This is a genomic window from Nonlabens sp. Ci31 (assembly GCF_012974865.1).
Taxonomy (GTDB): domain Bacteria; phylum Bacteroidota; class Bacteroidia; order Flavobacteriales; family Flavobacteriaceae; genus Nonlabens.
Map to the genome: position 1 here is coordinate 3,158,986 of NZ_CP043633.1, position 12,269 is coordinate 3,171,254.

Consider the following 12,269-nt stretch of genomic DNA (forward strand, 5'->3'; position numbering starts at 1 on the left):
CGCGGACTTTCTTGGTCGGTAATTATTCACTAAATTAGTTGCTTGAAACACGCAACAAACCATATACAAACACGTTGTGCGTAATTTGAGTAATGAACTCTAAAACAAAAATAAAATACGGAATTGGAATTCTCATTCTTGAAATTATTCTTCTTGGATTATGGATTTATGCAATGAAACCTGACCCAAGCGTTTCTATTGGAATAATATTAATTGTACCAATTCTTTTTGGAATAAACTTGATAATAGGTCTTATCCTCTATTTTCTAAAAAGACCATTGTCGAATTTTTTTTTTGCTAACTCTATTATTTGTCCATTAATTTTTTACGCCTTTTGGAGTTTGTGGTTTATGAATTATCACGAAAGAAATAATACGGAATATAAATTCTCAGTAAACGATATTGTTTATGAATTGAGCATCGGAAAGAATAATGAATACTTTTATTTGTGTGACGAAAATAATAACGGAAGAGTTTATGTTGGCAAATATGAAAAAAAAGGAGATAGTTTAATATTAAAAGACTCTGAAGCCGAAATGTATATTATCAAAAACAAACTTTTTGAGTTTCCTGAAAAAAGGACTGAAATAGACTTAATTAAAACGGAATAAAAAACTACGCACAACACGGTGTATAATTAATTGCTTGGGCAAGTGCTTATTTGGAAAATTCCTTCGGAATTTTCTCTAGTCCGTATTTGTTTACTAATTTAGTTGCTTAATCACGCAACTAACCATACACATCAAGTTAGCACCAATTATAAAAAAAATGAAGAACATAATAACAATATTTGCAATTTTAATCTTCGGAACTATTTATTCGCAAACTGACCAAAACGGAAATCCTGTCTTTAACTCTATTATTACAAGTGAGCAAGTATTTGACGAATACGATTTAGTTTCCAATTATTACACTCTTGAAAATAATATTGAAAATAAAAATTCCTCGGTTTATATTAGTGAAAATCCGACACTTGACAAAGTAGAAAAGTTTGCAACTGAACTTCCATCTGATTTTTTTCTTATCACAAAAAATCAACAAATGTTAAATATGATTTTGATAATTAGTAAACCAAAAATGACTTTCGTAGTTATGGATATGGCGACTAATAAGCAATCCGAATATAATTTCAAATTGCGTGGAGATATAACTGAAAACCGAGCAAATGAGATAATTAAAATAAACTATGATACCGATGCTGAAATCAAAAGAGGAAAACTATACTTCAATAATAAAAAATTCAGAATCATATCAAATGCAGATATTAATAGAGCTGTTCTATCATTAATTAATAAAGAGGAATTAGGGAAATCAAATTCTTCAGAAGTCAAAATATTATCTCAAGAAGAATTGAAAAAAATCATATTGATTGAAACTAAAGAAGGCGGAAAACTTGATTATTTTACAGAGATAAAAGGACAAGAATATGACGGAATTCAAATTAAGCCTGGCGTATTTAGTACTAAATTGGGTATGGCACTTTATCAATGGGGACGAGCGAATTTCGAGAATGGAGTAAACACTTTAGAAGATGCTTATAAGATATTTTCCGAATTTAAAGAACGTGAGCTCAATCAAAGGGAAAAGGAATATATAAAACTTGGATTTAACAAAGAATTGGAGAAATAACTGGTGCTAATCGAGTAGACGGCTGACAGTGAAATAACTGCCAGTGCGCCTCTCACACCACCGTACATACGGGTCTCGTATACGGCGGTTCAAAAAATCGAAGTTTGCGTTCTATTCAGATAATCTATCATAGGTTTGTAGCCTTTTCGTTTTAATCTAGATAGGGTAATTGTAGTACCTAGTATAGGGCTTTGAGCTACTGCCCAGCCTCCCATTCGGGTTCTACTCCAAGCATACGCCTGACCTTTTTCTATTCCTAAACATATTAAATTCTTGCGTTTCCTGTCTGCTTTCTTCCAATGATGCCAGATGCAGTATCGCAGACGGTTGCGCAGCCATTCATCTAGCTTTTTAAGCTTTGTATAAATGTTTGTTAACCGATAATTGTTAAGCCATCCCCTACACACTTGTGTGAGTCTGCTTAATCGTTCTGATACCGATACTGGATTGGTTTTCTTGGTTAAAAGTTTTAGATTCCGTTTGAATTTTTCCCATCCACTTTTGCTTACTACAAGTTGATACTGTCCTTTTACACCTTTCTTATAAATGGGTACAAAGCCATGCCCTAGCAGTTCAAAATTTACTGGTCGACGTATCCCGCTTTTTGCTCGGTTTATAGGTAGGTGCAGTTTTTCTTTGAGAAAATTATACAGCTCGTTTCCTACTTGCTTTGCGGTTGTTTTAGATTTTGTGTAAATACTAAAATCGTCTGCATAACGCAAATAACGAAGACCTTGATTGCTAAGAAATTTATCTAAAACATCTAACATGATATTAGATAATAAAGGACTTAATGGACTTCCTTGTGGAATACCTTTTCGTCGTTTGACTAAGCGACCTTTTATAAGTATGGGCGCTCGTAACCATTTGCGGATTAATCGCAGGGTTACTGGACAATCTACCTTGTTGTAGACTAGTTGTAGTAATAGACTGTGATCTACTTCATCAAAGAATCCCTTTAAGTCGATATCTACAATGTCTTGGAAGCCATCATTGATGTATTCCTGTGCTTGTAATACCGCTTTTTGGGTATTCTTTTTAGGGCGAAAACCATAGCTAAATGGCTCGAATTCATATTCGAACTTGATCATTAGTATCTGGCTTACTGCCTGCTGTAAACACCTGTCTACTACGGTGGGGATACCTAAAAGACGGGGTTTGCCCTTCTTTTTGGGTATGGATACTCCTAAAATTGCTTCAGGTATATAGCCATTGGTGTGGATAGACGTGCTTATTCGGTCTCGATTTGCCCGTATATATAAGGGCAATTTTGAAACCAGCATACCGTCTACTCCACTCGCGCCTTTATTTTGCATCACTTTGTGCGCTGCTTTATAAAGGTTACTGGCTTTTAATACTGCTGCAATCATAAAATAAATAAAAAAAAAATGTTTACTTCTGTTGGCTTAAGATTAGGCTAGCAAAGCCTCCTAATCGAATTTCAACTTGATTTAATGTTCCGTCCTTCCCTAATGGTGAGACCTATGCCTATCTGATGGCAACTCGTTTCCTGTAGGTACTATGACTTCTGCTGACTTCTCCATTATGCCAGCTCGTGGTTATGGAGACCTCCCCAGGTAATGGCATCTTCTTTCACTCAATTCCTGCCGTATCTACATACTTACCCTTTTGGTACTCTTAGGGCGTTACAATGATGTGCTTGCTTACCCAAGTAAATATGCCTCTGTATACGGTTTCTGTTCGTCAGTACCGAGTTTTGTAGTCTCGCTTTCTTCAGATGTAACCTCACGATTACCACCCTTGCGACTTACTAATGCTTCCAGACGTTACTCCAGCGCATAAGGGACTTGCACCCTATAGATTAATAACTTACTTTACAGTAAGGTAAAGATGCCCATACTGGGCACACACAATATGTATCTTCAATGGCGAGGTTTGGGAGTTGAACCAAAAGTCTGGGATTTATTTTCTAACTTTACGACTGAAAACGAAGTGTATCGCTTCTTTGGTCGCCACTGAAAGATACACAAAACGTTGTGTGTAATGCGAGACATACATCTGAACTAAAAACAAATTGAAGAATAAGATTTATAATTTAGGAAAAAAAGCACTAATGATTTGGGGTGGAATATCTCTGACTGGACTTATTCTGATTTTCGGATATTTCGCATACTCTACTTCAATCGGAAATAAAACTGTTGAAAATAAAGCCACGAAATCTGATGTAAGATTTGTATTAAATTGGTGCCGACTTGGAGACGAAAGAATTGAAAAAGTAACGAATAGCTACGAATCTGGTCGCTCATTTACGGGCGATTATCTTGACGCTTATGCTATTGACATATCAAAAGTGACAATTGACGAACTGAAATATAAAGAAGGATTTTACCGATTAGATAGTTTGCCCGAAGTTTTAGATAAAGCAGTAAAAATGACAAGCGGATGGCAATATGAAATTCCGTGGTTTCCTAAATTAGAAAATTTACAAAAAGAAGATGTTTATGTTTATCCTTGGAGTATTTATTGCAACGGAATTGACCCAACTGGAGCGGAATTAATCTTTGTAATACCAAAAGAGAAAAAAGTATATTATATAGGAACAAAAATGTGACGAAAGCAATACACACAACACCGTGTATAATTAATTGCTGGTTCACTGCCGACTTACGAACATTCCTGCGGAATATTCTATCTGTGATTTATTTGCTAAATTAGGTGCTTAATCACGCAACTAACCATACACAATTCCGTTGTGGTTAATTTGAGAACAAACTATGGGAACACATATTGACTGTTTCATTCCGAAAGAAAAGGACTACCCAATTGAGGAAATAAAACAAAAACTAAAAAATGTTTTTGACAGACTAAAACCTGAATATTTACATTTAGAAAAACACGGAACTTTCACAGAAAACGTGAATGGAAAATGGTGGATTAGCCTTATTCCAGCTGAAAATGGAAATCCTGAATATATTACAGGAGAAGGAGATAGTTTTAGTATTGATATTTACGACAAAACAATATGTATTGGTTCAGTAGAAAGATTTTCAAGTTTGTATTTTGAAGATAGAAACATATCAAAAGAGTTGTTTAAAATTCTTTTAGAATTATCTAATGAATTTAGGTCATCAGATAAAGTGCTAATTGGAGCAGGCGGATTTGGAGAAACTGACATCGTTGGAGATATTGCTATTTATGGAGGAGATTTTGAACAAATTTGCAATAAGATGAAGGAATTGAATGGTATTCCAGCAACTGATTTAACAGAATTATCTGGATTGAATGCAAAATCTTGGTATCTAAAAAAATAAAAAAACTAACCACAACACCGTATATAAAAAATTGCGGATGTTTGGCTTAAATAAAGGTCGTTGCTTGTTTTGTTACGTCTGATTTTCCTTCGGAAAATCCTCGCAGACAAACCCGCAACTTTCCATATACATAAACGTTGTGCGTAAGCTAAAAAAAATGAAATATATATTAACATCTTTCTTGCTTTTTATCATCTGTCAAATTGGATTTGGACAAACAGAATTATGCGATGCTGTTATTTACTGGAAATACGAAGGAATTATAAAAATCTATGACGAACCAAATGGTTTAGAATTGACATCATTACAAAATGATATTGAAAATGAAAATTCTGCAGCATTAAAAATCAAAGAAATTGAAGACAACTATTTTTATGTTGAAATAAGTTTAGCAATGGACAGTATGACTTATAACGGTTGGATTGAAAGAAGCGAATACATAGGCGCTTTTATGAAACACGAAAAGGAATATATGGATTTAGCTCTGTATAGTAAACCGAATGACAAGTTATCGGAACTGATAAAACTAAAAAATTGGAAAGCTGGATTTGTAACTATTGAGGAATGTAATGAGGAATGGACTAAGGTTTCTGTTGACTTTGATGGAAAACGGATTACTGGATGGATTAAATCTGAAAAACTTTGTGCAAATAATTATTCATCTTGCAGTTAGTGGAAAAAAGCCTACGCACAACAAGGGCTATAATTAATACGGGTTTGGTGTTTAACCCAAAGTTTAGAGTATTTTTATAAAGTCCACCAAATCTTTTTGATTTGGCTTTAATACAAAAAAGATAAAACAAAATAAAAAGTTTTGGCTAAGTGTTTAATCGGAAAGTAATCGTTTTTTAAGCCCGTACTAATCATAGCCTGAACGTTGGCAAACATTTTGACAATCTTTACGTAAAACCACATTTAATATAATGAAAAAAACTTTACTCTTTTTTGTTTCTCTATTTTTTACACAAACAATCTTTAGTCAAGATAGAGCTGATATTTGGTATTTTGGTGAACAAGTAGGAATAGATTTTTCATCTGGAGTTCCTTCAATTCTATTAAATAGCTCAATGGACGGATTTGAAGCTAATACATCTATTACAGATTGTGCAGGAAATATACTGTTCTATACAAATGGAGTAAGTGTATGGGATTCTACTCATAGTATCACTCCTAACGGAGATGGCCTTTTAGGACATATCTTCACGAGTCAAATTCTTATAATTCCACAAACAGAAACTAATTATTTTATTATTTATTCTGATAATGAAGGAGGTTCTAATGGGTTAAGATATTCAGAATTTGATGCTAATTTAAATGGAGGATTAGGAGATATAAAGTCTACTAGTAAAAACACATTATTACATTCTAACTCTTCAGAAAGAATGACTGCAACTTATAATTCTGATAAAAACGGAATTTGGTTATTAACAATGAATATTTCTTCAACTTCATTTTATAATTATCTAATAACAAATACAGGAATATCTTCACCTGTCATAACACCTATAAACCACTCAATATTCCCTAAGTGTTGTGAAACAATGAAGTTTTCACCTGATGGAAATTGGTTAGCATATACAAATCAAAACTCTAATAGTGGTGGAGATTCGAAATTATACACATTTAATAATGTAACTGGAGAAATAATATTTCATTCTAATTTGCCACGAAATATAAGCACAAGTGAAAGTCAGTATGGCATATCTTTTTCCCCTAATAGTTCAAAATTATACATATCAACTATATATAATATACAAACAGGCGGAGCTTTTAATAGGCTTTATCAATATAATTTAGAAAGTACAGATATACCTCAATCTCAAGTTACTATTTTTACTGAGACCTTTCCTAATTCGGGCGCTGTTACTAGTCCATTTGGAAGCCTACAAATAGCTCCAGATGGCAAGATTTATCTAGCAAGGTGGAATGAGACATTTTTAGGCGTTATAAATAACCCAAATCTGTTAGGTCAAAATAGTAATTTTATCTTGGATGGATTAGCACTAAATAATCGAGAATCTAGATTAGGTTTACCAAATTATATTGATAATTATTTCAATGAATTTGATACATATGATTTTTGTCAACCTTTGAGTATTACAGATTATAATGAGCATTCTTTTGAAATATATCCAAACCCTGTAACTGAATATTTATATATTAATTTACTTGAGACATTTGAAAACTTGAATATTAAATTCTTCAATATAAGAGGTCAAAAAGTTATGGAATTTAACTATTTGAATAAAAGTAAACTCAAACTAGATATCAATAATTTATCAAACGGATTATATTTTCTTAAACTAACGATTAACGGTAATATTATTACTAAGAAGATAATGAAAAATTAAACGATTTGCCAACACCGTATATATTTTATTGCTTGGTTCTAGCTTGCTTACGAAAACCCTCGCGGATTTTCTATTCGGTTTATATTTGTTAAATTAGGTGCTGAAACACGCAACAAACCATATACAAACACGTTAGGGTGCATATAACAAAATGAAAAAACCTAGTATAGAAGAAGATAAAATCAAACTTTTCACCGAAGAATATATCAAGGGTGATAAAGAAAAAAGTATGTCTTTGCTTCAAAAATTACTAGAAGAACAGCACCAAGCAAAAATCGATTATTATAAAGAAAATCCTGTAGATGCGCCAAATGAGGTTTTAAAACATGCGCTAATTGAAGGAATAGGTATTAGTAATGATTTTATTCTTTCAAAAGGAGACTTTTTTGAATTCTTTACAATTGGTCATGAGAAATTCTATTGTTGGACATATGAAACTGACGAAAACTCTATTCTTGTTGTAGAAGTAAATACAGCGGTTAAAGAAAATGAATTATGGAAAACAGCCATATCCATTCTTGAAATTGCTTTTACAATGTCCAGTGAACTTGAATCTTCCCATGAATTTGCATATGATTGGGTTTATAGATTCAATCATAATGAATCAATAGACGAATTACACTATCTCAAAGACAGGCATCATACTTTGAATTGGAAAAGTATGCGTAGAATTAATGAATTCAATGATTTAGCTGTTTTAATAGAGATTTTAAACAGGGATGACAAATTTTTTATTGCATGTCAAAACATTATCGCTGCTAAACAGAATCATGAATTCTGTCAAATATGTGCTTTGACACCTGAACATTTAAGGAAACATAGAGACCATGAGCCCGAGATATGGGAAAAAATAAATCTTCTTCCAAAAATGGAAGCTGCAATTGTTCAAGCCACGAGAAGTATAGAAGCAATATTAGGTAAACCAGGAAAAAGAGATACGGAAGCAAAACTTAGTAGAATTAAGGAAAGGTGGTCGAAGAATATTTTAATAAATCCCGATGACGAGTTTAGGCTCTCAGGCCAATCATATTTAGATTATTACTACGACTTATTTCAATTAAGAAATAAGTCAGCTCATAGCTTTGGAGAGTTATCTTTTCATACGCAAAGACAAGAAACAATAAAGGCACAAAGTTTTGCATGGATAATTATTGCAAATTATTACAAAAAGAATTCGGTCTCAGAAGAAGAATCATTAAAAACTCTGAAGTTTAACGATAAGCTTATAAGTTTATTCAAAGGTGTAAATGTTTCATCGAAAGGAACGAAAGACGGAAAATACGCACCCTAACAATGGCTATAGTTAATACGGGTTTAGGTGCTTAACCCAAAGGTTGAGTGCTTTTAACCAAGTCCGCCAAATCTTTTGATTTGGCTTTAGAACAAAAAAGATAAAACAAAATAAAAAGTTTTGGCTAAGTGCTTAATCGAAAGTTAATCGCTTTTTAACTCCCGTACTAACCATAGCCAAACCGTTGTACGCAAGCTAAAAAAACTCACTCAAATTGAAAAAAAGAATAATATTTGGAATTTTAGCGGTTATAATCGGAATTGGAATCGCACTCTTTTCTGAATCATTTTTTCGTGAAATAATTCAAGATGTTTTTAAGTGGTCAACATCTGACAATATTAAATTTGTTGGAAAGAATATGTATATTTTCTCTAGCAAACTTTACTACATCACATTCGGAATCGTTTCTCTGATTTTAACGCTCGAAAATCTGAATCAAAAACTGACTAAAGTGTTGAAAAGCGGGATTATATGTCTTCTGATTTTTGGAATATTACTAATCGGAATTTCAGCTATTGACGCTAATATGAAAGTCGTGCAATGTACAGCTTGTGACGACGGAATTAGAAAATTACATTGGAATGGAATAAACTACGGACTGATTTTAGGAGCGAGTGCAATCATTTCAATTATTCCGAGTTTTATAAGAATAATAAAACGGAGGAAAAAGCCTGCGTACAACACGGTGTATAATTAATTGCTTGGTCACTGACTACTTACGAACATTCCTGCGGGATATTCTATTTGTGATTTATTTGCTAAATTAGTTGCTTAACCACGCAACTAACCATACACCAAAACGTTGCCCACAATGTTGGGAAACATCATAAATTTAGAAATTAATTAAAAAATTCAGAATATGGGACTTTACAAAGTATCGATAAAAAGAACTGCTACAATAAATATGATTAAAATCGAAAAGGGGATGAGTGTAGAAGTAGTATCTACAAACAAACCAATGGGAAATGCAAAAGGAAAAGATGCAATTAAAACAGCATTTATGAGCAAATACAATATTGATGTTGGAAAATTGACTAATTCAGGTAATATGTCAGAAGAAAAAATTAATTAATGGATAAATCAAAAGATTCGGATTTTAAAGAAATCGCCGAATTGAAATGGTTGCCATTTATCGGCAAAAATTATTTTGATTCCGACAAAAAAGTAATGATTATTGGCGAAAGTCATTATCGAGATGATAATCAGAAATCAATCGACTGGAATAATAAATTGACATTTACTAGAGATATTCATTCCATAATTGCACTCGACAAAAAATATGACCGAACTAAAGTATTTTATTACTTAAATCGTGCGCTATTTAGAAATGACAGCAAAATTGACACAAAAATTCTTTGGGGAAAATTAGCGTTTTATAATTTTGTTCAGAGTTCAATGCACACTCGAAAAAGCAGACCGAATGAAAGTGATTATTTAAAAGGTTGGTCAAATTATTTTAAATTGTTGCCAATACTAAAACCAGATTTTTGTCTTTTCATTGGAGTACAAGCTTCTGATTATCTTAAAAAAGCAATTGAGAAAACTGAATTTAAAATCAAGGAATTTAAAAAATCAGAAAAAATCAATGGAACATTTCCAAGAGAAGTAATTATTGAGCAGTCTAATGGAAAAGAAATTAAATTACTTTTTATAAAACACACGAGTAATTTTTTTAGTTGGGATGATTGGAATATTTTTATAAAAAAGAATTACGAAAGTGAGCTGAATTGGATTAAGGCTGGAGTTATCAAGCCGAGAAACACTGTGGGCAACAACGTATAAAAATAATAGGGCAATTGTCGCTTAACCCAATGGACAAAGCACTTTTTAGAGGTCGCCAAATTTTTAAATTTGGCTTATTGATAAAAAAGATAATAAGAAAAATTTAAAAATTCGGCTTGTGTTTAACCGAATGGTAGTCGCTTTTTTTCCGCCCTACTATTCTTATACAAACCGTTACCTACAATTATGAAAAAAATTCCGTTCCTATTTTTAATTTTGGTTTTTATATCAAGTTGCAACTTCAACGCGAAGATAAATTTACCGAAAAAGGAAACCGCGGAATTAAAACCATTTCCGAAAGTTGAGCGAACAACATTTGAAAATATATTTATTGTTGACGAAAATAAATGTGAAAAATGGAATTTACCAATTACACGTTTCAAAATTGAATATCCGAACAACGTAAAAGTTGATACTGCAAAAATCGGAGTTGAAAACTATGATTATATTAGTTTTCAAGTTATTGAAAACGGCGTCGTAATAGAAGAACTTTCAATCGGATATTCAGACGCAAGAAAGATGTTCGAAAAGGAAATTGGACAAAAAACAGCTGAAAAAACTATGATGAGTTTGAAACAGAGCTTGCCAGACTCAAAAGAGCTATTTAGCGGAATGGCGGAATTTTACGGTCAAGAAAATTATCTGTTAAATGCAGAAGTTAAAATAGAAAATAAGACACCACAGAATTTTATCGGTACTTATCAAATGTTTAAAACTCATTACTATCCAAATTCGACTGATTTAAACCCAATTAATATTAGTTGGACTGCTAATGGGAGTTCCGATATAAAGAAAAAAGCAGATTTCGGCAAGAATGGATTGACAAGTGAAATATGGAAAACATTCAAGTTTGTGGAGGAATAACTGTAGGTAACAACGTATAAAAATAATAGGGCAATTAGTCGCTTAACCCAAAGGTAAAGGCACTTTTTCGAGGTCGCCAAATTTTTAAATTTGGCTTATTGAGAAAAAAAAGACCTGCCTGTCGTGCCTCTGGCAGGCAGGTAATAAGAAAAATTTAAAAATTCGGCTTGTGTTTAACCGAATGGTAGTCGCCTTTTTTCCGCCCTACTATTCTTATACACGACCGTTGTAGCACATTTATGAAAACCGCAATCCAATTCATATTAATTCTAATTTTTAGCTCTTGTGCTTCTAAAAAAAGTATTGAACGAAAGGGAATATTGGAAAATAATTTTCAAAATATAACGGAAATTTTTGATGCGAAAAAAGTAAATTACATCGGACTTAAAAAATATTGCGTAGGTGGAATTCGGATTGAAATGCCGAATGCAAAAGATTGTAAAAATTGCTATTCCGAAAATGACATTTATATTTTCTGGACTGAAAAAGGAAAATCATATGTCCAAAAATTTGATAATTGTAGTGAGTTTAATATTGTGGAGATTTTAGATTTTCAAGCAAATGAATTTCTTAAAAAATACACGTTGGAATTACAAACTGGAAAAGTTGGAAATTATAAAATTGACCAAGAAACATTTTCTTCAGTTTCTCATTCTTGCTTTCGGAATTATATAATCAATGACAGAAAAACAAAATATCAAAGCGAATTTGACATTTATAATTTAACTGGCGAAACGAAAAATCTGAATTTTAAATCAAATAATGAATTAAAAATCATACAATTAGATAAGAAATTGAACAAGATTATAAAGGAATTGGAAAACGAAAATCAATTTGAACGGAATAAAAAAACGTGCTACAACAATGGCTATAATTAATACGGGTTTTGGTGCTTAACCCAAAGTTTAGAACTTTAAACTAAGTCCGCCAAATCTTTTAATTTGGCTTTAGAACAAAAAAGATAAATCAAAATAAAAAGTTTTGGCTAAGTGCTTAATCGAAAGTTCACTACTTTTAATTCCCGTACTAACCATAGCCGAGACGTTACCCAACATTTGGGTACGGTAAAGGGACATCCTT

13 protein-coding genes are annotated in these 12,269 nt (G+C 32.4%); 12 read left to right on the forward strand and 1 reads right to left on the reverse strand.

Going from position 1 to position 12,269, the window contains the following annotated elements; all coding sequences use genetic code 11:
* Positions 1-92: 92 nt before the first annotated feature.
* Together F0365_RS13950 and F0365_RS13955 are read left to right on the forward strand one after the other, a co-directional pair.
* The gene (locus F0365_RS13950) at positions 93-611 is read left to right on the forward strand and encodes a hypothetical protein (RefSeq protein WP_169934261.1); all 519 of its coding nucleotides are present in this window, start codon (positions 93-95) and stop codon (positions 609-611) included.
* 157 nt (positions 612-768) lie between these two features.
* Positions 769-1,629 (forward strand): hypothetical protein, encoded by an 861-nt coding sequence (locus F0365_RS13955; protein ID WP_169934262.1) that lies wholly within the window; start codon positions 769-771, stop codon positions 1,627-1,629.
* 89 nt (positions 1,630-1,718) lie between these two features.
* On the opposite strand, the gene ltrA is transcribed toward F0365_RS13955, so the two are convergent.
* On the reverse strand, positions 1,719-2,999 hold the full coding sequence (ltrA, locus tag F0365_RS13960) for a group II intron reverse transcriptase/maturase (protein WP_169932823.1): 1,281 nt from the start codon (positions 2,997-2,999) through the stop codon (positions 1,719-1,721).
* A 665-nt stretch (positions 3,000-3,664) separates the two neighbouring features.
* Between ltrA and F0365_RS13965 the strand changes: the two genes are divergently transcribed.
* The 10 genes from F0365_RS13965 (at position 3,665) to F0365_RS14010 (ending at position 12,067) form a co-directional block, all read left to right on the forward strand.
* Positions 3,665-4,201, forward strand: coding sequence for a hypothetical protein (locus tag F0365_RS13965; RefSeq protein ID WP_169934263.1), 537 nt, complete (start codon positions 3,665-3,667; stop codon positions 4,199-4,201).
* Positions 4,202-4,364: 163 nt separating this feature from the next.
* On the forward strand, positions 4,365-4,901 hold the full coding sequence (locus tag F0365_RS13970) for a hypothetical protein (RefSeq protein WP_169934264.1): 537 nt from the start codon (positions 4,365-4,367) through the stop codon (positions 4,899-4,901).
* A gap of 157 nt (positions 4,902-5,058) precedes the next feature.
* Positions 5,059-5,574, forward strand: a complete 516-nt coding sequence (locus tag F0365_RS13975) for a hypothetical protein (RefSeq protein WP_169934265.1) — start codon at positions 5,059-5,061, stop codon at positions 5,572-5,574.
* 250 nt (positions 5,575-5,824) lie between these two features.
* Positions 5,825-7,252: a T9SS type A sorting domain-containing protein gene (locus tag F0365_RS13980; RefSeq protein WP_169934266.1), complete on the forward strand. Its 1,428-nt coding sequence runs from the start codon at positions 5,825-5,827 to the stop codon at positions 7,250-7,252.
* A 151-nt stretch (positions 7,253-7,403) separates the two neighbouring features.
* On the forward strand, positions 7,404-8,543 hold the full coding sequence (locus F0365_RS13985) for a hypothetical protein (protein ID WP_169934267.1): 1,140 nt from the start codon (positions 7,404-7,406) through the stop codon (positions 8,541-8,543).
* Positions 8,544-8,757: 214 nt separating this feature from the next.
* On the forward strand, positions 8,758-9,240 hold the full coding sequence (locus F0365_RS13990) for an L-rhamnose/proton symporter RhaT (protein ID WP_169934268.1): 483 nt from the start codon (positions 8,758-8,760) through the stop codon (positions 9,238-9,240).
* 162 nt (positions 9,241-9,402) lie between these two features.
* Positions 9,403-9,615, forward strand: a complete 213-nt coding sequence (locus tag F0365_RS13995) for a DUF6140 family protein (protein ID WP_169934269.1) — start codon at positions 9,403-9,405, stop codon at positions 9,613-9,615.
* A complete protein-coding gene (locus F0365_RS14000) occupies positions 9,615-10,325 on the forward strand; it encodes a hypothetical protein (RefSeq protein WP_169934270.1) in 711 nt (236 codons plus the stop codon). The genes F0365_RS13995 and F0365_RS14000 overlap by 1 nt, the downstream gene beginning before the upstream one ends.
* A gap of 186 nt (positions 10,326-10,511) precedes the next feature.
* A complete protein-coding gene (locus F0365_RS14005) occupies positions 10,512-11,189 on the forward strand; it encodes a hypothetical protein (RefSeq protein ID WP_169934271.1) in 678 nt (225 codons plus the stop codon).
* A 239-nt stretch (positions 11,190-11,428) separates the two neighbouring features.
* A complete protein-coding gene (locus F0365_RS14010) occupies positions 11,429-12,067 on the forward strand; it encodes a hypothetical protein (protein WP_169934272.1) in 639 nt (212 codons plus the stop codon).
* The last annotated feature ends 202 nt before the right edge of the window (positions 12,068-12,269 follow it).